The sequence below is a fragment of the Sorangium sp. So ce448 genome, assembly GCF_051520915.1.
Lineage (GTDB): Bacteria > Myxococcota_A > Polyangia > Polyangiales > Polyangiaceae > Sorangium > Sorangium cellulosum_B.
Genome location: NZ_CP150343.1, coordinates 1,847,963 through 1,872,413, shown reverse-complemented (window position 1 = coordinate 1,872,413; position 24,451 = coordinate 1,847,963). Strand labels below are relative to the sequence as shown.

The 24,451-nt window shown below is 71.5% G+C and carries 20 protein-coding genes, 1 pseudogene and 1 riboswitch; of the genes and pseudogenes, 8 read left to right on the top strand and 13 right to left on the bottom strand.

The genetic code is table 11. The features are described 5' to 3' along the window. Positions 1 to 185: 185 nt before the first annotated feature. A complete protein-coding gene (locus WMF45_RS07085) occupies positions 186 to 461 on the bottom strand; it encodes a hypothetical protein (RefSeq protein WP_437716179.1) in 276 nt (91 codons plus the stop codon). A gap of 497 nt (positions 462 to 958) precedes the next feature. Next, positions 959 to 2,395, bottom strand: coding sequence for an FAD-dependent monooxygenase (locus WMF45_RS07080; protein WP_437716178.1), 1,437 nt, complete (start codon positions 2,393 to 2,395; stop codon positions 959 to 961). 68 nt (positions 2,396 to 2,463) lie between these two features. Here WMF45_RS07080 and WMF45_RS07075 point away from each other — a divergent pair, with 68 nt between their 5' ends. From WMF45_RS07075 to WMF45_RS07060, 4 genes are all read left to right on the top strand, one after another. Beyond that, a complete protein-coding gene (locus WMF45_RS07075) occupies positions 2,464 to 3,090 on the top strand; it encodes a TetR/AcrR family transcriptional regulator (protein ID WP_437716177.1) in 627 nt (208 codons plus the stop codon). 361 nt (positions 3,091 to 3,451) lie between these two features. Then, positions 3,452 to 5,233: a hypothetical protein gene (locus WMF45_RS07070; RefSeq protein ID WP_437716176.1), complete on the top strand. Its 1,782-nt coding sequence runs from the start codon at positions 3,452 to 3,454 to the stop codon at positions 5,231 to 5,233. Beyond that, positions 5,230 to 5,475, top strand: coding sequence for a hypothetical protein (locus WMF45_RS07065; RefSeq protein ID WP_437716175.1), 246 nt, complete (start codon positions 5,230 to 5,232; stop codon positions 5,473 to 5,475). Before WMF45_RS07070 ends, WMF45_RS07065 begins: the two co-directional genes overlap by 4 nt. 21 nt (positions 5,476 to 5,496) lie before the next feature. Then, the gene (locus WMF45_RS07060) at positions 5,497 to 6,066 is read left to right on the top strand and encodes a hypothetical protein (protein WP_437716174.1); all 570 of its coding nucleotides are present in this window, start codon (positions 5,497 to 5,499) and stop codon (positions 6,064 to 6,066) included. A 150-nt stretch (positions 6,067 to 6,216) separates the two neighbouring features. Here WMF45_RS07060 and WMF45_RS07055 read toward each other — a convergent pair. Further along, positions 6,217 to 6,891, bottom strand: a pseudogene (locus tag WMF45_RS07055) (FAD-dependent monooxygenase); the annotation flags it as partial. A 257-nt stretch (positions 6,892 to 7,148) separates the two neighbouring features. On the opposite strand from WMF45_RS07055, the gene WMF45_RS07050 reads away from it, so the two are divergent. Beyond that, complete coding sequence (locus WMF45_RS07050) at positions 7,149 to 8,210, top strand: endonuclease/exonuclease/phosphatase family protein (protein ID WP_437716173.1); 1,062 nt, start codon at positions 7,149 to 7,151, stop codon at positions 8,208 to 8,210. Between the two features lie 115 nt (positions 8,211 to 8,325). On the opposite strand, the gene WMF45_RS07045 is transcribed toward WMF45_RS07050, so the two are convergent. Genes WMF45_RS07045 through WMF45_RS07020 form a run of 6 tightly spaced genes read right to left on the bottom strand, consistent with a single transcriptional unit; the run spans position 8,326 to position 14,258 of the window. Further along, positions 8,326 to 10,002, bottom strand: a complete 1,677-nt coding sequence (locus WMF45_RS07045) for a methyl-accepting chemotaxis protein (RefSeq protein WP_437716172.1) — start codon at positions 10,000 to 10,002, stop codon at positions 8,326 to 8,328. Further along, positions 9,981 to 10,976: a CheR family methyltransferase gene (locus tag WMF45_RS07040; RefSeq protein ID WP_437716171.1), complete on the bottom strand. Its 996-nt coding sequence runs from the start codon at positions 10,974 to 10,976 to the stop codon at positions 9,981 to 9,983. The genes WMF45_RS07045 and WMF45_RS07040 overlap by 22 nt, the downstream gene beginning before the upstream one ends. After that, entirely contained in the window at positions 10,973 to 11,527 is a 555-nt protein-coding gene (locus WMF45_RS07035; RefSeq protein WP_437716170.1) for a chemotaxis protein CheW, read from the bottom strand. Before WMF45_RS07035 ends, WMF45_RS07040 begins: the two co-directional genes overlap by 4 nt. A 55-nt stretch (positions 11,528 to 11,582) precedes the next feature. Then, the gene (locus WMF45_RS07030; protein WP_437716169.1) at positions 11,583 to 13,271 is read right to left on the bottom strand and encodes a chemotaxis protein CheA; all 1,689 of its coding nucleotides are present in this window, start codon (positions 13,269 to 13,271) and stop codon (positions 11,583 to 11,585) included. A gap of 5 nt (positions 13,272 to 13,276) precedes the next feature. Further along, positions 13,277 to 13,900 carry a chemotaxis protein CheD gene (locus WMF45_RS07025; RefSeq protein ID WP_437716168.1) on the bottom strand — a complete coding sequence of 208 codons (624 nt, stop codon included), beginning with the start codon at positions 13,898 to 13,900 and terminating at the stop codon, positions 13,277 to 13,279. After that, positions 13,890 to 14,258: a response regulator gene (locus tag WMF45_RS07020; protein WP_437716167.1), complete on the bottom strand. Its 369-nt coding sequence runs from the start codon at positions 14,256 to 14,258 to the stop codon at positions 13,890 to 13,892. The genes WMF45_RS07025 and WMF45_RS07020 overlap by 11 nt, the downstream gene beginning before the upstream one ends. A 788-nt stretch (positions 14,259 to 15,046) precedes the next feature. After that, positions 15,047 to 15,161, top strand: a riboswitch (SAM riboswitch). A 36-nt stretch (positions 15,162 to 15,197) separates the two neighbouring features. On the opposite strand from WMF45_RS07020, the gene WMF45_RS07015 reads away from it, so the two are divergent. Further along, entirely contained in the window at positions 15,198 to 16,661 is a 1,464-nt protein-coding gene (locus WMF45_RS07015) for an aminotransferase class V-fold PLP-dependent enzyme (RefSeq protein WP_437716166.1), read from the top strand. 15 nt (positions 16,662 to 16,676) lie between these two features. Here WMF45_RS07015 and WMF45_RS07010 read toward each other — a convergent pair whose 3' ends face one another. Further along, positions 16,677 to 17,711, bottom strand: a complete 1,035-nt coding sequence (locus tag WMF45_RS07010; protein WP_437716165.1) for a lipoyl protein ligase domain-containing protein — start codon at positions 17,709 to 17,711, stop codon at positions 16,677 to 16,679. A 304-nt stretch (positions 17,712 to 18,015) separates the two neighbouring features. Between WMF45_RS07010 and WMF45_RS07005 the strand changes: the two genes are divergently transcribed. Both WMF45_RS07005 and WMF45_RS07000 read left to right on the top strand, forming a co-directional pair. Next, the gene (locus WMF45_RS07005) at positions 18,016 to 19,857 is read left to right on the top strand and encodes a vWA domain-containing protein (protein WP_437716164.1); all 1,842 of its coding nucleotides are present in this window, start codon (positions 18,016 to 18,018) and stop codon (positions 19,855 to 19,857) included. A 141-nt stretch (positions 19,858 to 19,998) separates the two neighbouring features. Continuing rightward, positions 19,999 to 20,943: a serine/threonine-protein kinase gene (locus WMF45_RS07000; RefSeq protein WP_437716163.1), complete on the top strand. Its 945-nt coding sequence runs from the start codon at positions 19,999 to 20,001 to the stop codon at positions 20,941 to 20,943. Positions 20,944 to 20,992: 49 nt separating this feature from the next. Here the strand turns inward: WMF45_RS07000 and WMF45_RS06995 are convergent, their stop codons facing one another. The 3 genes from WMF45_RS06995 to WMF45_RS06985 form a co-directional block, all read right to left on the bottom strand. After that, positions 20,993 to 21,556: a hypothetical protein gene (locus WMF45_RS06995; protein ID WP_437716162.1), complete on the bottom strand. Its 564-nt coding sequence runs from the start codon at positions 21,554 to 21,556 to the stop codon at positions 20,993 to 20,995. 99 nt (positions 21,557 to 21,655) lie between these two features. After that, positions 21,656 to 23,035 (bottom strand): DUF2169 domain-containing protein, encoded by a 1,380-nt coding sequence (locus WMF45_RS06990; protein ID WP_437716161.1) that lies wholly within the window; start codon positions 23,033 to 23,035, stop codon positions 21,656 to 21,658. Positions 23,036 to 23,113: 78 nt separating this feature from the next. Continuing rightward, positions 23,114 to 24,361, bottom strand: a complete 1,248-nt coding sequence (locus WMF45_RS06985) for a TIGR02270 family protein (RefSeq protein WP_437716160.1) — start codon at positions 24,359 to 24,361, stop codon at positions 23,114 to 23,116. Positions 24,362 to 24,451 lie beyond the last annotated feature (90 nt).

Below are 24,451 nucleotides of genomic sequence, written 5' to 3'. Positions count from 1 at the left end.
AAAATGGACGGCAACTCGCCCTCACGGTGCACGTCGATCCGCCATGGATGGCAGGTGGTCAATGATGGTTTGCGCTGCGAGGGACGTCATCGCGCCTTGTCGTGATTGTCCTGGTGACGGCGGCGCGCCGCGGAGGCGAGCTCATCGCCGCCGCGGCGCGACCCATGTCCCTGTAGTCGCGGTGGCTAGTTACGGACCGAGCCCGCGTTGCGCACCGAGCCGGCGTTGCGCACCGAGCCCGCGTTGCGCACCGAGCCAGCGTTGCGCACCGAGCCAGCGTTGCGCACCGAGCCCGCGTTGCGCACCGAGCCAGCGTTGCGCACCGAGCCCGCGTTGCGCACCGAGCCCGCGTTGCGAACCGAGCCGGCGTTCCGCACCGAGCCGGCGTTGCGAACCGAGCCCGCGTTACGAACCGAGCCCGCGTTACGAACCGAGCCCGCGCTCTTGATGACGATCTTCATGCTGGGTTACCTCTCCATTTACGCGTTATGCGTGTGGTCTGTAAAAGAAAGAACGGCGTCTTGCCGCGGTGATACGTGGTCTACTGAAGTGGTCTCTTGTCGTGAACGCACGCTGCGCGTTCACCTTGCCTCATACGAACACGTTGAAAGCTCCGGCTCTTCCTCCTTCGCTAGGAGCGTTCACCTTAAGCGTTCAAGCTAAGCTCTTCATTCCTTGTTTGGAAGCGTCGAAAATGTGCTGTCGGTCGGCCGATATCTCGCGTCCCATGCGCTGATCCGGTCATACGCCTGATCGAACGCGAGGACGCCGGCATGCCGGGTCGCAGCCCCACGCGCCGGCGGGTCGGGGACGCGAGCGTCGGATGGCCCGGCTCGGCCATCGTCCCTTGCGGGCCTCGCATCGCCGACGCAAGCCCGAGCTTCGACGGGCAAGAGGGCCCGTGTGGCCGTGTGCGTCGGCGCCGCGGCCTCGCCGGCAGCGTCGCCGTCGCTCTGGTTCAGAACCAGCGCGCGAGCGCGTCGTCGAGCGACGTGGACGACGCGTCTGTCCACGCGATGCAGCCGTCAGGTCGGACGAGCATCGACGGGCCGTCTTTGGTATGCGCACAATGCACGTCGTGCGGGAGTGACCGCTCCGAAGGCGAGATGAAGAGGCCGCCGCCTCTCTCCATCAGCACATAGAGCCGCTCTTCGCTGCCGCCTTCGAGCGAGAGGAGCTGGTCCTTCGCGAGCGTGCCGACGAGCGGGTCGTCGTCACCGAGGTCGTAACGAACGCCGACGCCCGTGAGCATCTCGCCGAAGTAGCGATTGCCTTCGGGAAGCATCATCAGGTCGCTCACGATGGCGCGCAGCGCGCTCGTGAGCGGGTCAGGACGCATGAGCGCGACCTGCGCGCGGGTATTCTCGAGGACGCGCGCGGCGACGGGGTGGCGCTCTGCGGTGTACGAGTCGAGGAGATGCTCGCGCCCCTTCACCGCCGCGGCGAGCTTGAAGCCGAGATTCGCGGCGTCGACGAGGCCGAGGTTCAAGCCCTGGCCGCCGAAGGGCGAGTGGACGTGCGCGGCGTCACCGGCGAGGAGGACGCGGCCCATCCGGTAGGTCGTTGCTTGCCGCGCGTTGTCGGTCCAGCGCGTCGCCATCTTCATCGACAGGATCTTGACGTCGGTGCCGCTCACGCGCTGGATCGCCGCCTCGACCTCGGCTTGCGTGATCGGCGCATCCCGGTTGGGCGGCGGCCCGTTGAACTCCGCCGTGAAGACGCGCCCCGGCACCGGTCCGGACGCGACGAGGCCGCGCGACGTCCGGTGCCAACCCGTCGCGAGCTTCTCGGGCGCATCGAGCTCGACGAGGGCTTGATAACCGGTGATGGTCGGATCCGTGCCGGGGAACTCGAAGCCGGCGAGCTTGCGGACGCGGCTCCGGCCGCCGTCGCAGCCGACGAGGTACTTCGCGCTCACCGGGCCCGCGCTCGTCTGCACCGTCACGCCGTCGTCGTCCTGCTCGAAGCCTTCCACCGTGACGCCGCGACGGATCTCGATCCCGAGCTCCGTCGCGCGCGCGCTCAGGATCTTCTCGAGCGCCTCCTGCGGCACGAGGCGCATGTGGCGCTCCGGGTCGCGCTGGAGGCTCGGGTCAATCAAGAACAGTCCAGAGAAATGACCTCCCGGCCTCTTCATCGGTCCAGGCCCGAGGCGCGCCCTCAGCGCCGGCATGATCAGCGCCATGGTGGCACGGCGCTCGTCGTCGAGGGCCTCCGCGAGCCCGCGTCGCTCCAGCGCCTCGGCGGCCACCGCGCCGACCCCGGCGGCCTTGATCGTGCGGTCGGGCTCCGCGAGCCGCTCGAGCACGAGCGGCCTCACCCCCGCGGTCGCGAGCTCGATCGAGAGGAAAAGCCCCACCGGGCCAGCGCCTACGATGACCACATCGTGCATCATGCGTAAAACTTATATTCAGTAAAACTTTTAGCAAGACAAAATTTTTATCTCGGTATATTATTTGATCCATGGGCGAGCTCCGCGAAAGCAAGAAGCGCGAGACCAGGCAGCGCATCTCCGACATCGCGACGACGATGTTCTTCGCGCGCGGCTTCGACGCGGTGACGGTCGAGGAGATCGCCGCCGCCGCGAACGTCTCCAAGATGACGGTGTTCAACTACTTCGCGCGCAAGGAGGACCTCCTCCTGGATCGCGAGGAGGAGGTGAAGCTGCTCTTGCGCGAGGCGATCCGCGGGAGGCCGCAAGGGCAGCCGCCGATCGACGCGCTCCGCCGCCTCGTCGACAGGCTGCGCGAGCAGAAGCATCCGTTCGCTCGCATCGACAGCCAGACGGTCGGCTGGTGGCGCGTCGTCGCGGAGAGCCCGTCGCTCAAGGCGCGCCTCCGCGAGATCGGGGACGAGGTGGTCGAGGGGCTCGCGGTCGAGCTGGCTGGTCCGGAGCCCGATGGCCTCGCGCGGCTCGTCGCCGGCGTGGTCGTGCTGACGTGGCGCACGGCGTACGGCGAAGCGCTCCGCGTGTTCGAGCGCGGAGGCTCGGCGAAGAAGGCGAACGCTGCGTTCATCGCGGTGATCGATCGCGGCTTTGCGGCCGCTCACGGAATGGCGGCGGGCTCGTGCTGGCAGACGACCGGATGACCCTTCCCGACCGAGGGAGCCCCCTGCCTCACCACTCCGGTCCTCGCGGCGCTCCCCTCCCCCGCTTCGGCGAACTCGAGATCCTGTAAACCTTACGCCAAGCATCCGCGTCATGCCCTTGGCCGGGCGCTCGAGCCGTCCCCCAGGGCTCGTCGCCGCCGCAGCGCATCGCAGCGCCAGCGCCAGCGCCGACGAGACTGCATAAGTGCCAGAGGAGCAGAAGTCGGCGCATCGCCGCACGCTCCTGCTGCAAGGAGTTGCCATCTCCGGACTCGGAGCTCGGGGCGAAATGCATTAGAGTCGATCGGCAGGTCGAGGCGTGGAAGGGCGCCGAGCTCCGGCGCCGGGTGGGAGCAGCGCGATGAACGAGATCAATTTCTACAAGCTTCCGCGTACCATCCAGGACGGCGTGCTCGAGGCGTTCCGCGGGCGGTTCGCGCCGGTGCCGATCGTCAGCCGGTTCGGGACTCGGCGCACCATCGTGGCTTGGCTCACGGTCAGCGCCGCTTCGGGCCTGCTGCTGGCGGGGCTCTGCGCGGCCGGCCTGGGCGACGTCAACAGCGTTCTCGCGCTCCACCCGAGGTCGGCGGCCGCCGCGTACGTGCTGCTCGCCGCGATCACCGTCATCGGCGTGCTCCGGGCGCTCGCCTACAACGCCGACCTCGTCACGCTGCCGTTCGCGCCCGGCCTGTTCGTCTTCCCCGCGAACCTGGTCGACGCACGCGACCACAGGCTCCGGGTCTTCTCGCTCGCGGAGCTCTCGCGTGTCTCGGCGGGCCCCCGGGGCGCCGTGGTCCTCACGTTCGGCGGCACGCAGCACGCCTTTCCCCTCGAGGACCCGTCGCGCTCGGACGACGTGATCCGGGAGGTCGAAGCGGCGTGCAGCCGCATGAGAGCGAAGCCCGACGCCGCCGAGCTGCGCCGGCTCGATCCCTTCGAGCCGCCTGCCATCCAGAGCCCGTTCGCGTCGCCGATCCCGCTCTCGCGCGAGGTCCCGGGGTGGCACAGCTATGCATGGCTCCTCGCGGCCGCGATCGGCGTGGCCCTCGGCCTGGGGCTCTTCTTCCTCCGCAACCGGATGAGCGACGCGCGGATGTACGCCGCGGCGCGGGAGCGCGACGACGTGGCCGCGTACCAGAGCTACATCGCGCGCGGCCGCGGCCACGCGGAGGTCGTCTCGCAGGTGCTGCTGCCGCGGGCCGAGCTGCGCCTCGCGGTGGCGAAAGGCTCGGTCGAGGCCATCGACGACTTCCTCCGCGCCCACCCCAAAACGGGCATCCAGGCCGAGGTCGACGCGGCCCGCCGCGCCGCGCTCGCCGCGGAGCTCGATCGGGCGCGGGAGGTGGGTACGCTCGCGGCGCTGCTGGCGTTCGCGGAACGCTACCCGAAGCACGGCCTGGACAAGACGTTCAACGACGCCAGGCACGCGCTCTATGCGCGCGCGCTCGATCGGTACAAGAGCGAGATGCCCGAAGGGGGCGAGCAGAACGCGGATCTCGTGAGGCGGCTCCTCGCCTACGCGGAGCGCGTGGGGCCCAGGAGCACGCCGCAGGGCCTCCGGGGCCCGGCCGTCCAGGTCCGCTTCCGGCGGCTTCCTTCGCAGGACCTGGAGCGCGCCGACGATATCGTCAGGAAGATCCCGATGTTCAGCGGCGCCGCGTCCCTGCCGAGCCGCTACGTGGCTGCGGCCCTCCTCGATCCCCAGGAGAAGCGGACCGCGTCGGCCCTGGTGGACGGGTTCGCGCGGGGGTTCGAGCCGGAGTTCGTCACCTTCGAGCCGGGCCCGCCCTTCGAGGGCGCCGCCGAGGAGCAGCTCACCGTGACTTCCCCCTCCCTCGTGGTGAGCTATCGCGTCGAGTCGTCCGGCATCGCCCATGCCAGCAAGAAGCCGCAAATCATCATCATGGGGCTCAAGTTCCTGTTCAAAACGGAGTTCATCTTGCCCGGAGAGGCGGAGCCGCTGCTCACGAGCTACAAGATCTCGCGAAAGGTCCCGGCCGGGCTCATCCAGCAGCAGACCCCCGCCCCGCGCCCCGGGGTCCTCGAGGCCGTCGTCTACGAGGCCATGATGCGCGAAGCCTTCATCGACCTCGAAGAGCGCTACCTCTCCAAGTGGTTCAGAAAGCGCGACGCGCCCAAGTGAGGGTGGACGCGGCGGGCGCGCGACGCCGCGAGAATGACACCGCCACGGACGTCCCGCAGCCCGGCAACGAGTTCCCCATCGTCTGCGGCATCCACGCGGGGGCCCGGTGGATGTGGTATGAGTGGAACCCGAGCCGGACCGCCGGCAGCCCGTTCATCTGGCCCAACGCCAGCGACAACGTGATCAAGGATTTCCTGATCTTCCGGCTGGGCGCCGAGTTCGTGCCCGAGCCGCCACGCTAGCAATGGCTGGAGGTGCACCTCATGCTGCTCGACCGATCCTTTCGACGAACGCTCCTTGCCGGTCTCCTGCTGAGCGCCGGCCCGTCGACAACAGCTGCGCTCCTCATCGCAGCGCCGGGCTGCAGCGACTGGCTCGGCCGGGACGACATCCGCTGCTTCGAATGGCCCGACGAGCTCGGGGCGTGCCTGGACCGCGAGCAGGCGGTGGAGGAGCTCAACATGATCAATCGAAGTTGCTCCGAACAGGTTGTGTCGGTGGAGAGCGCGAAGCAGCGAGACGGATTGTGCTGCTACAAGGTGACCGCCAGGAACTACTCCCGCGGCTGCCCCACGACGAGCGCTGGCAGCGCCGGGGGCAGTGGCCCGTTCAAGGGCAGTGTTGGCCACTCGGGGGGCGGTGGCGGCCAGTCCGGGAGCGGTGGCGGCCAGTCCGGGGGCGGTGGTAGCCAGTCCGGGGGCGGTGGCGGCCAGTCCGGGGGCGGTGGCGGCCAGTCCGGGGGTGGTGGTGGCGGCCAGTCCGGTGGTGGTGGTGGTGGCCAGTCCGGTGGTGGTGGTGGTGGCCAGTCCGGTGGTGGTGGCGGCCGGTTTTGACTGAAACCGGCTGGATCAGACTGGGAGTCCCAAAGCAGGGAGCCGCAGCCCCGGCGCGCCCAGGAGCGACGACACTGCTGCCACCATGGATACCACACGCCCGACCGCCCGCTCCTGGACTGGGTGACGGCCGCGCGCGGCGTCAGGCCATCAGCACGGCGAGCTGCCCGGGGAGGCCCCGCCCGACAGCAATGCGATGAGGCCGTGCGGGGCGGTTTCACCGAAGCAAAGCGCGAAGGTCGCCGCGGCTTCGGGGGCGGCCTTCGCTCCACGAACGAACATCGCTTCTTCGTATTCGGCGAGCGCGGCTTCGAGGTCGTCCGGGCGCGCGGCGATGGCCTTGCCGAGCTCGGCGCCGTCGACCATCGCGAGGTTTGCGCCTTCCCCGTCGGGCGGGCTCAGGTGCGCGGCGTCGCCGAGGAGCGTCACGCCGGGCACGCGATCCCAGCGATGCCCGGCGGGGAGCTTGTGGATCATGCGCGGGACCGGATCGGTCTCGCCGTCGGTGATGAGCGCGGTCAGGGCCGGGGCCCAGCCGTCGAACTCCGCGGCGACGCGCGCCCGCGCCGTCCTCGGGTCGGTGAAGTCGATGCCCTCGATCCACGCCTCTGGCCTCGTGAGCGCGACGTAGGTGTGGAGGACGCCGTTCGTTTCGCGGTGCGTGACGATGCCTTTGCCGGGCGTGAGCGCGTAGAACGCGCCCCCGCCGACGAGCTTGGCGCTGGCGGAATGCCGCGCGTCGGCGTCGAGCAGGTACGTCTCGATGTAGGTGGTGCCGACGTATTCGGGCTTCGCGTCGGAGAGGAGCGGCCGGATCTTCGACCACCAGCGCGTACAGCGTGGCTGTATGGTGGGATGGCCATTACGAGGAGATTGACATCCGGATCGCATTTGGATCTCCTGGCCCCTATGGCGCGCAATGGTACACCGACCGACGCTGCACCTGCGGCGCATCGAGCATCGGAGCAGCGACGCGGAGGAAGCGTCGCAGGACGGCGAATCCACGATTCGTCGCATTCGTCGCATTCGTCGCATTCATCGTTCGTACCTGAGCGGCAATCCCCACAGAGAAGGAAGCGTCCATGAATTTGAGAGAGCTGAGCATTGCGACATTCAACCTCTTCAACCTCAACGAACCCGGATTGCCGATGTACTCGGATCCGGAGGGCTGGACCCAGGATCAATACAATCTCAAGCTCCAATGGGTCGCCCGGCAGCTGAAAATACTGAAGCCCGACGTCTGCGGGTTCCAGGAATTATGGCACCGCGACTCCCTGGACAACTGCTTGCAGACCGCGGGCATGACGGAGAATTACGATGTGCTGACGCCGGCGGAGGCGACGGGGACGAAGATCGTCTGTGCCGCCATCGTACGCAAGGGGCTCCTGGAAGGCCAGCCGGACTGGATAGAGCGCTTCCCCAGAAAGTTCGTCCTGCAATCCGGCGGCGACGATCCGCAGACGCCGGACATCAACGTAAGCATCAGCGGTTTCTCGAGGCCGGTCCTCCACTTCACGATAAAACCGCGTGAGAACGACCCTGCGATTCACGTCTACGTGTGCCACTTCAAATCCAAGGCGCCGACGAAGGTGTTCAACGAGGCCTGGTACAAGGCAGACAGGACTACCTATTCAAAGCACTCGGCCGGGCTCGGGTCGGCGCTCTCGACGATCCGTCGAACGGCGGAGGCGGCGGCGCTTCGCTTCCTCTTGACCGAACAGATGAAGGGCAACAATACGCCCGTCATCGTGATCGGCGACATCAACGATGGGCAGCAGAGCAACACCGCCAACGTGCTGACCGGCCAGCCGAAGTACCTGGTAGGCGATTCGGCCGGCGGTGGAGACACCGCGCTCTATACCGCGCAGACCTTGCAGGAGTACCGCGACACGAGGGACGTCTACTACACGCACGTCCATCAGGACATACGCGAATCGCTCGATCACATCCTGGTGAGCCAGGAGTTCTACGACAACAGCCGCAAGCGCTTATGGATGTTCAACGGCATGACGGTGAACAACGATCACTTGAACTTCGAGGATCACAAAGCCGACGGCACCAACGATCACGGCATCATTCGCGCGACCTTCAAGTACAAGCCGATGAAGAAGGAAGCGGAGGACGTGATCAAAGAGGAGGCTTGAGCCCGCTCCCGCGTCCCGCGGCGTTGCGCGCCGTGACGCCCGCAGGCCGCGGAGTGGACGCTGCCTCCTTGTAGCGTCACTTTTTCGAGGAGCAGAGCGGCGGGCGACCGCCGCTCTAGAAGGGGATGAAGTCCTGATCGCCGGGGGCGTGCGGCACGCGCCCGTTGCTCGATGCGCCGTTCGGGGGGCCCTTCGGCAGCGGCCTCCACAGCGCCTTGCCGCCGCGGCGGTCCGGTAGACGCGCCGGCGCCGCGGGCCTCTGGCCCGGGTCGCCCTCGCTCTCCTGCGCGAGGCGGAACGACGCCATCACGTTCTGGAGCTGCTCCGCCTGCGCCGAGAGCTCGGCCGCCGTGCTGGCCAGCTCCTCGGAGATCGCCGCGTTGCGCTGCGTGGACTGCTCTATCAGCTCCACCGCCCCGCTGATCTGGGCCACGCCGTTCGACTGCTCCTTGGACGCCACGGCGACGCCCTGAACGAGCTCCGCGGTCTCCCGGATCGACGGGACGAGCTCCGCGATGAGCTGCCCCGAACGCTCCGCGACGACGATGCTCGACGCGGCGAACGAGCCGATCTCCTTCGCCGCTTCCCGGCTTCGCTCGGCCAGCCGCCGCACCTCCGTGGCGACGACGGCGAAGCCCTTGCCGTGCTCGCCCGCGCGAGCCGCCTCGATCGCGGCGTTCAAGGCGAGCAGGTTGGTCTGGTACGCGATCTCCTCGATGATCACGATCCGCTGGGTGATCGCCTTCATCGCCTCGACCGTCTCCCGGACCGCCTGACCGCTCTGCTCCGCGTCCCTCGTCCTCCGGTGCGCCGTCTCCTCGACCTGCTTGCAGTTGGCGGCGTTCTTCGCGATCGTGCCGCTCAGCTGCTGCAGGCTGGTCATCGTCTCCTCCACCGACGCCGCCTGCTCGCTGGTGCCCTGCGACAGGCTCTGCGCCGTCGCCGAGAGCTGCACCGAGACCGAGGAGACCGAGACCGCGCCGCCCCGGACCTCGCCGATGAGGCCCGCCAGGCGCTCCGACATGGCCTTCACGGCGCCGAGCATCTGGCCGAACTCGTCGGAGCTCTTCACCGTGACCTGGCCCGTGAAGTCGCCCCCGGCGATGCGCTGGTGGATCGACACCGCCTGGGTGAGCGGCAAGAGGATCATCCTGCTGAAGACGACGGCGAGCACGGCGGCGACGACGATCGCGAGCAGACCTCCTATCTGCAGCGTCACGTACATCGTCCTGACGAGCGCGTTCGTCGCCGCCTGCCGCTGGCCGAGGAGGGAGCGCTCCTCGTCGTCGATCTCCTTGAGCGCCGAGCGCATCTGGTCCATGAGGCCCTTCCCGCGCCCGTGCCTGATCTCCTCGACGGCGCGATCCGCCGGCGCCCTCGCCTCGTCCGCGCTGCGGCGGTACTGGATGATCGGGTCCAGCACGGAGGAGAGCCACTCGTCGTGGAGCTTGTCGATCCTGTCGAGGCGCGTCTGCTGGCGCGGGTTGTCCCTGGTGAGCTCCCGGGCACGGCTCAGGCTTTGATCGAACCGGTCTCGCCCGTTGCGGTAGGGCTCCAGGAACGACTCCACCCCGGTGATGACGAACCCGCGCTCTCCTGTCTCGGTGTCGAGCAGCGACGCCATGATCTCTCTCGTCGTGAGCATCACCTCGTAGGTGTGCTGGTCCCACGAGCGGGCCTCGTCGAGCTCCGCGAACCTCATGTAGGCCGTGCCCGCCAGTCCGAGGACGAGGACGACCATGGCGGCGAAGCCGAGGTAGAGCTTCCGGCCTACTCCGATATGCGCAAGCATGATGCATGCTCCGGGCTAGATGTGGTGCGGCTTCCTGCGAGCCCCGCCGGGGGCGGGAGCCGATAAACGGATGGCGCGACGCACCGCACGCGGTGGTCCGTCCCGTGGAGGCCCTCGGCGTGTCCGAGGAACAGGTACCCTGAAGGCGCGAGGCTGGCGATGAGCCTCGCCACGATCGACGCCTTCGTCGCGGCGTCGAAATAGATAAGGACGTTCCGGCAGAAGATCAGATCGAACAGGCCGAATCGCTTGGGTGCCGCGTCGAGCAGGTTGAAGCGCCGGAAGGTGATGAGCCTGCGCAGCTCCGGCCGGGCCTTCATGAGGCCCGCGCTCGCGCCCGTCCCGCGGAGCATGTACGTGCGCAGGCGCTCCTCCGGGATCTCCGAGGCCCGCTCGATCGGCCACACCGCGCGTTGCGCCTGGTCGAGCGCGCGGACCGACAGGTCCGTCGCGAGGATGCAGATCCCCGGAGCGCCGGTCGACGCGGCGGCGGCCCATGACGGCGCCTGTCCCGCCGCGTCGCCGCGATCCCGGGCTGGCAGGCTGTCGAGCAACGACATCGCTATCGAGTAGGGCTCTTCCCCGGTCGAGCAGGCCGCGCTCCAGGCGCGCAGCGGGCGGCGGCCGCGCGCGAAGGGCGCTCCGTGGCCCGCGCTCTCGTGCCACGCCGGGAGGATCTCGCGCTCGAGGATCTCGAACTGATCGCGCTCCCGGAAGAAATGGGTCTCGTTCGTGCAGATGCAGTCGAGCATGTGCACGAGCTCGCCCTCGCCGTCCGGCGCGGTCACGCGGCGGTAGTACTCGCCGAAGCTGCGGAGCCCGAGCGCGCGGAGCCGGGGCCCGAGGCGGCAGATCAGGAGCGGCTTCTTCTGCGGGCCGAGCGCGATGCCCGAGGCGCGCTTGACGAGCCTCTGGAACAGCCCGAACTCCTCGTCGCTGAGGGCGCGCGGGCCCAGCTCGGCGAGCGAGATCATGGCCTGTCCCCTTCGCCGGCCGGCGCACCGTGGCCGCCTGGGAGCGCCGGCGGGGCCCCGGGGGCCGAGGGGCCGGGCGTCGTCGAGGCCATGAGCTCCGCCGGCGAGAGGATGCGGTCGATGTTGAGCAGCAGCACGAGCTTCTGGCCCACCTTCGCCATCCCGAGCAGCTGATCCACGCGCACCTGCGCGCCGAAGGCCGGCGCCTGCTCGATCTCGTCCTCGGAGAGCGTGAGCACATCGCCCACACCGTCGATGAGCAGGCCGAGGCGGGTGTTCTCGCCGTCGAGCACTGTCTCGACGATGAGGACACACGTCCACCGGCTCACCCTCGTCGGCGGCAGCCCGAGCTTGACCGCGAGATCGATGACCGGCACGACGCGGCCCCGGAGGTTCATCACGCCGACGATGCACGCCGGCATCATCGGGACCCGCGATGTGACGCTGTGCTCGACGATCTCCCGCGCCCGGAGGATGTTCACCGCGTACTCGTCCCCCGCGATGATGAAGGAGATGTATTGCGACACGGGGCTCGACGCGTCGGAGATCATGAAGCCTCCATGGAGAGAGATGGCAAACGGGCGCCCTGCGCGCCGGGGCGCCGGCTCATCCTGGGCTGCCTCCGGCGGCCGATGGCGCTGCCCTGCGCTCGTCGGGGGTGTCGACCGGGGCGAGGTCCCCGAGGACGCCGCCGAGCAACGCGTCGACGTCGAGGATCATCGCCACGCTGCCGTCGCCGAGGATGGTCGAGCCGGAGATGCCCCGGACGCGGCGAAACAGCTGGCCGAGCGGCTTGACCACCGTGCGCCCCTCGCCGTCGAGGAGGTCGACGACGAGGCCGGCCTCGGAGCCGTCGTAGGCGACGATGACGACGCGCTCCTCCGGCGGGGGAGATCCGCCGAGCCCGAAGAGCGCCCGGAGGCGGACGCACGGCAGCGCGCGCCCGCGCCGGATCATGAGCCCCTGGGCGCCGCCGTGCGCGAACGTGCCGCGGGGCAGATCACAGCAGGCGAGCACCGCGCGGAGCGGGATCACGTACCGCTCGCCGCCGATCCCGACGGAGAGCCCCTCGATGGTGGCCAGGGTGAGCGGGAGCTGGATCGACAGCGACGTGCCGAGCCCTTCGCGGCTCTCGATCCGGATCGTCCCCTGGATCGACTCCACGCTGCGCCGCACGACATCCATGCCCATGCCGCGCCCCGCCAGGTGGGACGACTCCGCCGCCGTGGAGAACCCGGGCTCGAACACGAGGCTGAAGAGCTCATGATCGGGGAGCGCCTCGGGCGCCGGGTGCCTCCCCAGCGCGCAGACGCGGGCGGCGATGCGCTCGCGGCTCATCCCGGCGCCGTCGTCGGAGATCCGGAGCGCGATGCCGCCCCGCTCGTGCGCGGCGTGAAGGGTGATCGTGCCGCAGGGGTCCTTGCCCGCGGCGCGCCGCGCCTCGGGCGGCTCGATGCCGTGACAGATCGCGTTGCGCAGGATGTGCGTCAGGGCGTCCCGGAACCGCTCGACGACGGCCGTGTCCACCTCGACGTCGCCGTGCACGACGAGGAGGCGCGCCTGCCTGCCGTGCGCGTGGGCGAGATCGCGCACCGTGCGCTCGTAGTGCCGGAACCAGGGGCCGACCGGCACCATGCGCGCGGCGCGCACGGCCTCCTCCAGCTCCTTGCAGAGCCGATCTTGCTCCTCCATCTCGTCGCGCAGCACGGCGCCGGCGTCGCCGCGCACCGCGCGGAGCGTCCGAGCGATCCTGTTCCGGCCGAGGGTGAGCTCTCCGATGAGATCCGCCATGCAATCCAGCTTGTCGACGGCGACACGGATGCTCTTGATGCCGGTCGCCCCCTCCGCGTCGTCCTCGGTCACGCGGCGCGCGCTCGTCGCCCCCGCGTCCTCCGTCGCCTTCAGCCCTCCGCGCCGCGCGTCCTCCAGGCGCGCGACGACCTCTCTGTGCGAGGTGCTGCGCTCGGCCTGCCCCCGCTCGACCTCGCCGACGAGCCGGCGAGCTGCGTCCACCGTCTCGAGCAGCAGCGAGACCACGGGCGTCGAGAGCGGGAGCTCGCCGCGGCTCAGCGCCTCGATGATGTCCTCGGCGGCGTGCCCGAGATCGCTCAGGCCGCCGAGGCCTACCGAGCCGGCGCTCCCCTTGAGCGTATGGGTGGCGCGGAAGACGCGCTGGAGGACCTCGTGAGCGTCGCGGCCGGTCTCGAGTTGCAGCAGCGCGCGCTCGATCTCGTCGAGGATCTCGCGCGCCTCCGGCGTGAACGTCTGGAGCAGCTCGTCGCGATCGCTGTCCATGCGGCTCACAGAGGCTGGATCGAGATGGCGCCGTCGCTCGTCCGGAAGACGATCTTGCGCCCCCGGTTGCCGCCCGTGTCCAGCTGGGCGATCCGTATCCGCTCCATGCGCAGGAACGCGAGCCCGGCATCCACGTTCTGGGCGCCGAGGTGGGTGCCGCGCTCCCGGAACGCGGAGATGAGGCAGGCGCCCCCGACGACGTGCGCTTGCAGCGCCCGGCTGGAGGCCCCGAGCTCCACGAGCCGCTCGAGGAGGCGCTGGCATGCGAACTCGGCGAAGCGGACCGAGGCCATCGCCGGGCTCGGGCATTCCGGAAGCACGTAATGGTTCATCCCGCCGACGCCGGTGGTGGCGTCCCAGAGGCAGATCGCCACGCAGGATCCAACGATGGTGGTCACCATGGTCGGCTCGGGCGAAGCGAACAGCTGGCCTGGCATGACGTGCTGGGCCTCCGCCGGCAGCGAGCGCCAGCTGGGCGGTCCGGCCGACGCCGACAGCGCCCTCGGGCCGGACGGACTGATCCTCTCCTCTCCGCCGACATCGTCGGGCAGGGCTACGGATCCCTCGTCGCCGCTGGGCAGGGCGAGACGTGCGCCCTCGAAAGCCCTCGCCGCCGTGTCAGTCGCCAAGGCAGTTCCTGACCTTTTCCAGGAGCTCCATCGTGTCGATAGGCTTCGTGACGAAATCGGAGCAGCCGCACCGGAATCCCTGTTCCATGTGCGCGACATCGCTCCGGCTGGTGACGAGCAGGATCGGCGTGCCGCGCGTCGCGTCCTCCGCGCGCAGCTGCTGGCAGGCGTCGAACCCGTTCATGTGCGGCATGACGACATCAAGGAGGATGAGATCCGGCCGCTGCGCCAAGGCCACTTCGACCCCCTGGCCGCCGTCGTTCGCCGTGATGAGGTCGTAGTCCTTGCTCAGCGCCATCTGCTCGATACGCAGGATGGTCTGAGAATCGTCGACCAGCAGAATCTTCTTCCGAGGCATCGTTGCCCCCCCTCGATCCGATTCAGCGGACATGGCCCGGCCGTGCCATCGCGCATGAGCACGACTCCCCCTCTTCCCACCTACGTGCAGGGCGTCTCCCCCGAGCAGGATCACCCTACCACGAGGGCAGGCGGAATCTCCAATAGAAATTTGCAACAGGCACGCATCTGGTCCCTGTCGGTCGCGATGATTTGCCGGTTCGCCTGGGTCCTCTCCATGAGGTTCGAGGCCACGACGCTGGCGGCATACGGGCGGGCAGGCGCTGGTCGGCCTGCAGCCGGAACGCGCGGCCTCGAGGGGAGACGCCATCCCCGCGGCGGCGGCGATCGCGCGCGGAACAGGCGCGCGAGCTCCGCGACCGGGAGCTCATGGAGGTCGAAGGCAGCTGGAAGGGAGGCGGTAGGGAGACAGGTAGCAGGGAGGCAAAGGATGTGCGCCGCAACCACGCACAGCGAGCCTGAAGGAGCGACGCGCGGGTGCGTTCGGATGTCGAGCCCAGGCAGGTTCATCCTCCACCTGGTCGACGGCCGTCCGCGTCGCCGAGGCGGTGAACACGGAGGAGAGGACGAAGAAACGCCGCGTCCTCTCCATGGCTCAGATCGTGTGTGTTCGAATTCTTCCCCATCACGGCGCCAGGCATGAGCTTGGGAAACGCTCCGTTGGGCTCCGCCCGACGGCCGTCAAGCGCCCGGGGAGCTCGCGCGCGAGGAAGCGAGGAAGACGGAGACCGCTCCGGTCGATCGAGCCGGGCCTTGCCACGAGGCGACCATCGCGGTAAGGGTTCGGCAGGTCATGAGCGCCAGCGCGTAGCCCCGGCTCGCTGGCCGACAACCCTCCGATCCGCGGTGGGGTGTCCCGGGTGACGACCTGGCCGGCCGCATGTGCGGCGGGCAAGCGCGGACTCTGGTCGCCCGGAGTCCCCTGGACTCCTGAGGTGATATGTCGATCGCTTCCATCGCGGACTGGCGCCCTTCCACGGGCGCTCCGGCGCCGTCTGCCCTCGGCGCGCTCCCTTCGCTCCCTTTGCCCGTCGTCGGGGCGGATCTGGCCGTGCCGCTCGTCACCGGCGAGCAGGTGGGCTACGTGAACCTCGATTACGCGGCGAGCGCCCCGTGCCTGCGCTCGGTGCTCGACGCGGTCTCGGCGCTGTTGCCCTGGTACAGCAGCGTGCACCGCGGGGCGGGGTTCGCGTCCACCGTGACGACGGAGCTCTATGCCGCCGCTCGCCAGGAGGTGGCGGGCTTCGTGGGAGCGCGCGACGAGGACACGGTGGTGTTCACGAGGAACACCACCGACGCGCTCAACCTGCTCGCCGCGGCGCTGCCCGAGGACACGACGGTGGTGATGTTCGCCTCGGAGCACCACGCGAACCAGCTGCCGTGGCGGCGCGGGCGGTCCGTCGTCCTCCCGGTGCCCAAGAGCGCGGACGAGGCGATCGCGCGGGCCGACGGCGCGCTGCGCGGCGTGACCTCGCGCCATCGGCTGCTCGCCGTGACGGGGGCGAGCAACGTCACGGGCGAGCTGTGGCCGCTCCCGGAGCTCGCCGCGGTCGCCCATCGCCACGGCGCGCGGCTCGCCGTGGACGCGGCCCAGCTCGCTCCGCACCGCGCGATCGATCTCGCCGGGATCGGGGCCGACTATGTCGCGCTGTCCGGTCACAAGCTCTATGCCCCCTTCGGCGGCGGGGTGCTCGTCGGCCGCGGCGACTGGCTCGACGCCGCGCGCCCTTACCTCGCCGGCGGCGGCGCCGTCCGGCGCGTCACGCACGACGGCGTCGAATGGGCGAGCGGCGCGCCCCGCCACGAGGCCGGCACGCCCAACGTGGTCGGCGCGGTGTCGCTGGCGGCGGCGTGCCGCGCGCTCTCCGAGGTGGGCATGTCCGCCGTGGCGGCGCACGAGGCGCGCCTGCTCGACCGCGTGACACGCGGCCTGTGCGCCGTGCCCGGGGTCGAGCGCCTCGCGATGTGGGGCCCGGAGAGCCCGCGGATCGGCGTCGTGACGTTCAATGTGCGGGGCCTCCATCCCGGCGCGGTCGCCGCGGCCCTGAGCGCCGAGCACGGCATCGGCGTGCGGGACGGGTCGTTCTGCGCGCACCCGCTCATGACGGCGCTCGCCGGGGATCGCGCGCCGGAGGCCAGCGGGAGCGCGGCGGTGCCCCTCGCGGTGCGGGCGAGCTTCGGCGTCGGCACCAGCGCGGCGGACATCGACCGGTTCCTCCTCGCGATAGCCGATCTCGTCGCCCGGGGTCCCCGCTGGCGTTATCGCCTCGACGGAGGGCGGCATGTCCCCGATCCGGATCCTCGCCCGCGCCCCGCGCTGGCGGGCCTGCTCGCCGGGGGCGCGGCCGGCGGGGCGCTCGGGCCCCTGGCGAGCCAGCTCGCGCCGTGCCAGGCGTCCCTCTGAGGCCTCTGAGGCGGCTCAGCCCCCGGGCGCGCGGCCCAGGGCGAGCGCGCGCCGCGCGAGCGCGCGCAGGTCGGCGAGGGTCGCCCCCTCCAGCGGCGAGGCGTCGGCGTCGATGTCCTCGCCCCGCGCCGGCGCATCCCCCCGGCCGAGCGCGTCGAGCAGCCAGCGCGCCGTGAGCACGTCGCCGCCGAGCCACGCGCGCGCCGGCTGAACGTGCGGAACGTGCGGGACGTGCGGAACGCTGGAGAGCGCCGCGGCCTCGATCCAGCCGATCGGCACGCGCGCCAGCACCGCCGCGGAGGCGCCCGGCGGCACCGGGTCGTCGGGCGCGGTCACGGGCTGGAAGCGCTCGGCCGCGAGCTCGGGCGCCTCGTTGCCGTCGATCAGCGGGAGCGCGGCGCGGAGGGCGACCCCCTCGACGACGGCGCGCGCGAGCGCCTCGAGCGAGAGGCGCGCCGGGAGGACGTCGGAGAGCGCGGCCGGGGCCTTGCCCAGCCAGCGGTCGATGACGCGCTCGTCCGGCGCCGCGAGCTCGGGGGGGACCGCGGGCGGCGCGTCGAGGCCCGCGAAGACCTCGATGAGGACCGCGCCGTCCGGCGTGGTGTCGAGGCCGACCAGCGCGGCGGGGCGGTGCTGCAGCGAGATCCACTCGCGCCCGAAGTAATGCGCGGGCGCGCCGGCGCGGGAGAAGCCCTTGAGAAAGCCTCGCACGTTGCGGTTGAGGAGCGTCCGGGCCGTGGCGTCGGGCGCGAGCGCGGCGGCGTTCGGCAGCGCGAGGGTCCACACGACGCCGCGCCCGCCGAGGAAAGCCGCGGTGCCCGTCGTGGCGCGCCGCAGGACCTTGGCGCCGCGCGCGGCGCAGGCCGAGAGGTCGACCACGCGCGCTGCGCGCTGGGCCGCGCCCAGCACCACGGCGGGGCCCTCGACGAGGCTGGCGGCGAGCCAGGGCGCCGCCTCTGCCATGCGGGCGCGTGCGAGCAGCGCGGGGCCGAGCGCGAGCGCGTCCTCGAGAGGGCGATGAACCGGCGGGAGCGAGTGCATGGCGGGCATCGAGGGAGTCTCCTTGGCGTGAAGCTCGGCGCGCGGCGAGGCGGCGGCCGCAGTACCGCCTGCCAGGCCTCCGGAGCGAGAGTTCAACGCAAAGGCGCAAAGACGCAAAGGCGCAAAAAGAACAAATTCTCGTGCATTTTTGCGTCTTTGCGCCTTTGCGTCTTTGCGTTCAACTCTCTCCCGGCTCGCGAGGCAGATCCCTGGCAACACTGTTAACTGGGGCCAAAACGTTGCGGCGATCTGCCGGCCTGCGGAAGCCATCGACCCGTTGACGGCGGCCCGGGGCGGGGTGTGCCATGGTGCCATGTTCAACGCCCGCCCCGATCGCTCCTTGCTCCCCGCCGAGCCCTCGGAGCGACTGCTCCGGGTGGAGATCACGGTACCCCGGCCCGAGGGGAGCCAGGCCCGCAAGCCTGTCCACCTCTCGCTGGTGATTGACCGCTCCGGCTCCATGTCCGGCGAGAAGCTCCGGCTCGCGCTGGAAGCTGCTCGCCAGGCCATCCGCACCCTCCAGCCCGGCGACCGCTTCAGCGTGGTCACCTTCGACCACCAGGTCGAGGTGCCCATCCCCTCCACCGAGGCCACACCCGGGGCGCGGCTCCGCGCCGAGGCCGCGCTCGACACGGTGACCGCGCGAGGCAACACCGACCTGGGCGGCGGCTGGCTCCGCGGCTGCGCCGAGGTGGGCGCGCACCTGCCCGAGGATGCCATCGGCCGCGTCCTCCTGCTCACCGACGGCCAGGCCAACCACGGGATCACCTCGCCCGACGAGCTGACCTCCCGCGCCCGCTCCCAGCGGCTGCGCCGGGTGACCACCAGCACCCTTGGCCTGGGCGAGGGCTTCAATGAATTCCTCCTGGGCCGCCTCTCCGAGGAGGGCGGCGGCAACTTCTATTTCGCCGCGCGCGCGGACGAGCTCCCCGGCTTCGTCGGCCGGGAAATCGGCGAGGTGCTCTCCGTGGTCGCCCGCGACGCCGCGCTCGTGATCCGCGCGCCCGAGGGCGTCGAGGTGGAGTCGCTCAATGACTACCCCTGCACCCGCGACGGCGGGACCTGCTCTTTCTCGCTCGGCTCGCTCCCGGGCGGGATGGTGCTGGCCCCGATGTTCCGGCTGCGCTTCCCCGCCGGCGCGATCGGCGAGACGCTCCCCGTCAACGTCGCGCTCACGGACCGGGACGGCGCGCTGTCGAAGGAGCCCTGGACGCTGGCATGGCCTCGGGTCGCGGAGGAGCAGATCCGCGCCCAGCCGGCGGATCGGGAGGTGCTCCGGGCCGCGGCTGCGCTCGACGCCGCCCGCGCTCGCCGGGTGGCCCTGGGGCTCAACGACGCTCGCCGGTGGCAGGAAGCCGCGTCCACGCTGGCCGACGCGGCCAACCGGCTCCGAGGCTACGCCGACGGGGATCCCGAGATCCGGGCCGAGGCGGACCGGCTCGACGCCGAGCGGGACGCCTATTCCAGGCCGATGTCGTCCCTGAGCAAGAAGAGCCACTATTACGACGCGATGATGGCCATGAAGATGGGCGGCCGCGGCCGCGGCCGCGCCATGCCAGGCCCTCGCGTCCTCGGTGTCCCCACGGCTGCCCGGCTGGCGCCGCTGCTCCGGACGGCATCCCAGGCGCTCGGCGGTGTGAAGGGGGCGCCGGCCTTCGACGTGGACGAGTCGCTCCAGGGGTCCCCGATCCCCGCCGGTCCGCTCTCGCAGCGCGACGAGGACGAGCTGGCCGCCGACGCGGACTTGCTGGACCCAGGCGCCCTCAAGGTGGTCTTCGTGGAGCAGCCCCTGCCGGACCGCTGGTTCTCGCACTGGCATCCGAGATCCCGGACGGCGGTGATCTCGCTGGCCGGCCTGGATCAGCTCATCTCCTTGCCACCCGCGTCCTTCGTGGCCTACGAGCTGCTCCTCTACGGGCTGCACGCCCTCTCCGCCGATTATGAGCCCGCGAAGCTGTTGCACGCCGAGCCCCTCGCCTGCCTCTTCGACCTCTGCCAGCAGAAGTCCGAGGTGGGGACCAAGCTCCAGGCCGGTCATGTCTGCGCCGGGTGCCTCGGGAAGCTCTCCACCGTCGGCCTGGATCGCGACGTGGTGACCCAGCTATGGCGAGCGGTCCAGGCGCTCGCTCAGTCGGGGACGTCGACGGGGCGCTGACCATCAGCATTTGCTTGTCCGCTCCGCCGCAAGAGCGCAGTCCTCGCCTCGAGGAACGCGGCCGGGGCCCTGCAAGAGGGGCGCGGACGAGCCCCTGCGGGACGAGGCCCGGCGGGGAGCCACCGGTGGTAGCATCGCTCCATGGTGACCGAAGAGGAGCTGGCGGAGCAGCGCGTCGGCACGCGGATCGGCCCCTGGGCGGTGGAGAGCGTCCTCGGGGTCGGCGGCATGGCGAGCGTCTTCTTTTGCCGCCGGGCTGACGGGTGCGTGGCGGCGCTCAAGGTCCTGCACGCCGAGCTCGCCGAGATCGAGGCGGTGCGAAAGCGGTTCTTGCGCGAGGGGCCGATCGGGAGCGCGCTGGCCGCCGTGGCGCCGCTCTGCGACGGGCTCCCCCAGGTGCTGGAGTCCGGGGCCACGGACGACGGCCTTGTCTACATGGCCATGGAGGTGCTCGAGGGAGAGACCGTGTTCGACCGCATGGCGCGGCACGGGACGCTCCCTGTCGGCCAGGTGCTCGCGCTCGGCGAGCGGGTCCTCGACGTGCTGATCGTGGCGCACGAGCACGGCGTCGTTCACCGCGATCTCAAGCCCGAGAACCTCCACATCGGCAACGACGGGCGCGTGCGGGTGCTCGATTTCGGCCTCGCGCGCGTCCTCGACCCGCTGCTCGAGGACGTCGCCGGGGTGCCCGAGATGACGAAGACCGCGACGGGCGTGTCGATCGGCACCGACGATTACATGGCGCCCGAGCAGGCCCTGGGCCTCATCCGCGAGATCGACGGCCGGACGGACCTCTTCGGCCTCGGAGCGACGATGTTCCGGCTGCTCGCGGGCCGCACGATCCACGGCAACCTCGAGGACGCGCGCCTGCTCATCGCGGTCGCCACGGAGAAGGCGCCGCCCCTCGCGATGCACGCCCCCACGGCGCCGCCCGGCCTGTGCGCCGTTGTCGACCGCGCCCTCGCCTTCCTCAAGCAGGAGCGTTATCCCGACGCGAGGACGATGCGCGCCGATCTCGCCGCCGTGCGCGCCGGCCATGAGCCGCCGTATGCGACGGCCGCGGCGCGGCAGGCGCGGGGGGCGTAGGGACCGGGGCAGGCAGCGCTCCACGTGGAACCAGGAGGCGGGAAGAGCATCATCCCACGCGCTCCCAGGCCTCCTGGTCGAGCGCCGGGAAGGTGACGAGGCACGCGCCCGCCTCGATGCCGTCGAGGCGGGCGCGGCCCTCGTCGTCGAGCGATCCTTCCCGGATCGAGCCGTCGGGCAGCTCCACGCGGTAGCGCTCGTACGGGATAGGCCGGTCATCCTCGCCGAGGAGACGGATCTCGATCCAGGTGAGCTCGGTCCTCGGCGCGCGCGGGACGGCGCTGGCCGGCGCCTGCTCCTCGGCGTCGGCCGCGTCGCCGCCGTAGGACGGCAGCCACGGCAGGGGCGCCTCGCGGAGCTGCACCCGGCCGCTCAGCAACAGCCGGCTCAGCGCGTCGAGCACGTCGGCGTCGGCCAGGCGATGGACGACGCTGGCCGGCGCGGCGTCATCGAGCAGCCGCCGGAGCGCCGGGCGGTTGTGGGGCTCGGCGAAGAGCTGGCGCAGCCAGGCGGCCGCGCTCGCGCGAGCGTGGTGCAGGTCCACGCCGCCCTCGCGGCCGTCGGACGGCTCGATCGCGAAGCGCCGCGGACCCAGCGATAGCAGCCGCTTCAAACCACCATGCTCCTTCCCGGGCTCGCTCGAGCGTACAGCCTGGCTCCCCGCGAGAAAAGCCCCGCTGAAAGGGGCCGTCCGGCGCCTGGCGCGCCCTCGTCAGGGAAAGGCGCCCGCCTCGGCCATGGCGGTGAGGAACACGTCGCCGAGGCCCTCAGGCTCGGCGGCGAGCCCCAGGAGCGGCCCCGGCGGGGCTGCGGCGTCAGCGAGCCCCAGGAGCGGCCCCGGCGGGGCTGCGGCGTCGGGCCGCGAGGGGTCAGCGGGCGCGGGCGCCTGGAGCGGCGCCGGCGGGGCCGGAGGGAGCTCGCGCGGGGCCTCGAACGGCGTCACCGGCCCGCGGACACGCATGCTCAGCGGATCCATCGTCCCTTCGAGCAGGTGGTCCTGGATCCTGGGCGCCTGCTGCGCCGCCGGGCCGGCCGGCTGCGGGGCCGGAGGGAGCGCGGGCGGGGCCTCGAACGGCGTCGCTGGACGGCGCGCGCGCGCGCTCAGCGGGGCCATCGTCCCTTCGAGCGGGTGGTCCTCGACCTGCTCCATCGCGGGCGCCGCCACGACGGGCAGCGGCAGCATCGCGCGCGATGGCGCCACCACCGGCGGCGTGGCCGATCGCCCCGCCTCCTGCGCAAAGGGGTCGACCCACCGCAGCGGCTCGCCTGGCAGCTCCACGCCTGCCACGATCCGGAGCGCCGCGAGCTCCTCGCCCGCCACGGCCGTGTAGCCTCGCCACACCACCGAACAGCACCGCCGATCCGCGTCGATCAGCAGGGTGTCGGCGCGCATGGCCAGCGCCGCTCCCTCGCGCGGCGCCCGCTCCTCGCGCCGGAACAGCCGCGCGACGGCCCGCGCGCCCGCGAGCTGCGTCCGCAGCCGCGGCCGCTGCGCGAACATGCCTCCCAGCACGACCCACTCGTCCCCTCGCAGGCCCTCCATCCGCTGCTCGGCCGGCGCTGCCTGGAAGTACGCCCAGTCGAGCCCCTCGGGCACCTCCAGCTCCACGCCCTCGAGCCGCCTGGGATCCGCCGCGCCGAGCAGCGCCTCGCGCCGTGGCCAGCGGCGGGACAGCGGCCCCATCCCGTCCACCCGCACGCGCCGCTGCCCCTCGCTCCCCGGCGCGGGCCCGTCGAGCGCCAGCCATCGGTCGAGCTGCAGCGCCCCGTCCTGCACGACGGCCAGCCGGACCGTGATCTCGCCGGCGACCGTCGGAGGGACCTCGGCGTGCCCCGTCAGCAGCACGTCCGCCTCGCGCAGGTACGGCGCCAGATCCCCCGCCGCGCGCAGCCCAACGCCCGAGGGATCCGGGACCTCGCCGGGCACGATCGGATCCGGCTCGCCGAGCGTCACGGTGCCCTCGGCGACGAGCCCGAACGTCGCCTTGACGACCGCGGTGACGAACCGCTGCCCGCGCAGCTGCCAGACCAGCGTCGCCGCCGAGGCGCGGCCCAGCGACGTGATAGCGACAGGCCATCGAGCGCGGTGCACGGTCCATCCCAGTACCACACCGCGTCATCGCGGCGCGAGGACGCCGCTCGCCGCCCTCTCCACCGCGCGCGGCGCTCGCTACCCGAGCGCCTCCTGCTGCGCGAAGCCCGGCCCCCGCACCTCGAACACCCTCCGCCCTCGCTCCCGCAAGCTCAGCTCCACCGCCGCGGCCCCGCGCGCGACCTGGTTGCCTCCCCGCAGCGCCCTCTCCAGCCCCTCTCGCGTCATCGCCCGCCCGAGCAGGTACCTCGTCCCCGGCCTGTACTCCGCCGCGCGGCGGCGCCACCAGGCGGCCACGCCGGCGACATCGGGAAATGCGAGGTCCTCGTCCGGATCCGCCGCCACGTGCTCGTCGTCCGGATCGTCCGTCGGTCCCGCCCGGAGCCCGTCGGGCGCCCTCCTCGCGAGGTGCTCTGCCGCCAGATCGAGCCCGGTGATCAGCGCGATGGCCTGACCCGCAAGGCGCGCGAGGGCAGGATCTGCCGCGACCTCCAGGAGCCACGGCACGCCCGCCGGGTCGCCCAGCGCCGCCGTCGCCGCCACCGCCGTCCGCGGGTCCCGAGCGGACCTCGCCAGCGCGCGCAGCCAGGTGGACGCGACGGCCAGGTCCATCCGCCGCATCGCCATGCTCGCGGACGCCGCTGCGAACCGCCCGTCTCCGCCCGCGAGCTCCCAGAGCACCTGCGCGGACGCGCTCTCGCCGAGCAGCGCCGCTGCCCACGCCGACCAGAAGCGGCACGCCTCGTCGTCGGAGCGGAGCGAAGCGCGCACCTCCGGGAGCAGGTCGACCCGCCCGAGCTGCCCTGCCGCGCGCAGCGCCCGCGCCCGCAGCCGCGCGTCGCCTGCGAGCAGCGCGTAGCCGAGCGGCGCGCCCGGGTCCTCCCCGTGCGCCGCGCACGCCGCGATCCCCAGCCATTGCAGCGCCGGCGGGCACCGGCCGGAGAAGAGCCCCGGCAGGAGGCGCCGCACGCGCCCGATCGGCGTCCACCCGAGCGCCGACGCGATGCCCCGCGACAGGTCCGGCGCGCCGCCGCCCACGTCGAGGACCCGCGCGAGCCCCCGCAGGTCCCAGCGATGCACGGCCACGACCGCCGCGCCGAACACCTCGCCCCCTTCGGCCCGCTCGAGCAGCGCGCGGCACGCCTGCCAGCCCGCGTCTCCCGCCCCCCTGAGCCCGTCGAGGTGCGCCTCCAGCCGGTCGTCGAGCTCGGCCAGGTCATCGAGGTCATACGCCGCGCTCCGGGCGGCGCGGTCCCGGAGGAGCCACAGGAACGCCGCCTGGTCCGCGTGCTCCTCGCAGAGCGAGGCCTCCAGGGTCGAGCTCATCCAGCCACCGCCGCCCCCCCTCCCCCACCGCTCGCTCGCTTCTCCATGCGCGCTCCTCCGCTCGACCCGCGGGCCTCGATCGGGCTCGCC

What these genes read in the sequence shown, in the direction of transcription:
- WMF45_RS06985 (WP_437716160.1), bottom strand. Translation starts at nt 24,361, where the DNA reads ATGAGCTCGACCCTGGAGGCCTCGCTCTGCGAGGAGCACGCGGACCAG.
- WMF45_RS07050 (WP_437716173.1), top strand. Translation starts at nt 7,149, where the DNA reads ATGAATTTGAGAGAGCTGAGCATTGCGACATTCAACCTCTTCAACCTC.
- WMF45_RS07045 (WP_437716172.1), bottom strand. Translation starts at nt 10,002, where the DNA reads ATGCTTGCGCATATCGGAGTAGGCCGGAAGCTCTACCTCGGCTTCGCC.
- WMF45_RS07015 (WP_437716166.1), top strand. Translation starts at nt 15,198, where the DNA reads ATGTCGATCGCTTCCATCGCGGACTGGCGCCCTTCCACGGGCGCTCCG.
- WMF45_RS07000 (WP_437716163.1), top strand. Translation starts at nt 19,999, where the DNA reads ATGGTGACCGAAGAGGAGCTGGCGGAGCAGCGCGTCGGCACGCGGATC.
- WMF45_RS07005 (WP_437716164.1), top strand. Translation starts at nt 18,016, where the DNA reads ATGTTCAACGCCCGCCCCGATCGCTCCTTGCTCCCCGCCGAGCCCTCG.
- WMF45_RS07080 (WP_437716178.1), bottom strand. Translation starts at nt 2,395, where the DNA reads ATGATGCACGATGTGGTCATCGTAGGCGCTGGCCCGGTGGGGCTTTTC.
- WMF45_RS07010 (WP_437716165.1), bottom strand. Translation starts at nt 17,711, where the DNA reads ATGCCCGCCATGCACTCGCTCCCGCCGGTTCATCGCCCTCTCGAGGAC.
- WMF45_RS07070 (WP_437716176.1), top strand. Translation starts at nt 3,452, where the DNA reads ATGAACGAGATCAATTTCTACAAGCTTCCGCGTACCATCCAGGACGGC.
- WMF45_RS07020 (WP_437716167.1), bottom strand. Translation starts at nt 14,258, where the DNA reads ATGCCTCGGAAGAAGATTCTGCTGGTCGACGATTCTCAGACCATCCTG.
- WMF45_RS07030 (WP_437716169.1), bottom strand. Translation starts at nt 13,271, where the DNA reads ATGGACAGCGATCGCGACGAGCTGCTCCAGACGTTCACGCCGGAGGCG.
- WMF45_RS07035 (WP_437716170.1), bottom strand. Translation starts at nt 11,527, where the DNA reads ATGATCTCCGACGCGTCGAGCCCCGTGTCGCAATACATCTCCTTCATC.
- WMF45_RS07040 (WP_437716171.1), bottom strand. Translation starts at nt 10,976, where the DNA reads ATGATCTCGCTCGCCGAGCTGGGCCCGCGCGCCCTCAGCGACGAGGAG.
- WMF45_RS07060 (WP_437716174.1), top strand. Translation starts at nt 5,497, where the DNA reads ATGCTGCTCGACCGATCCTTTCGACGAACGCTCCTTGCCGGTCTCCTG.
- WMF45_RS07075 (WP_437716177.1), top strand. Translation starts at nt 2,464, where the DNA reads ATGGGCGAGCTCCGCGAAAGCAAGAAGCGCGAGACCAGGCAGCGCATC.
- WMF45_RS07085 (WP_437716179.1), bottom strand. Translation starts at nt 461, where the DNA reads ATGAAGATCGTCATCAAGAGCGCGGGCTCGGTTCGTAACGCGGGCTCG.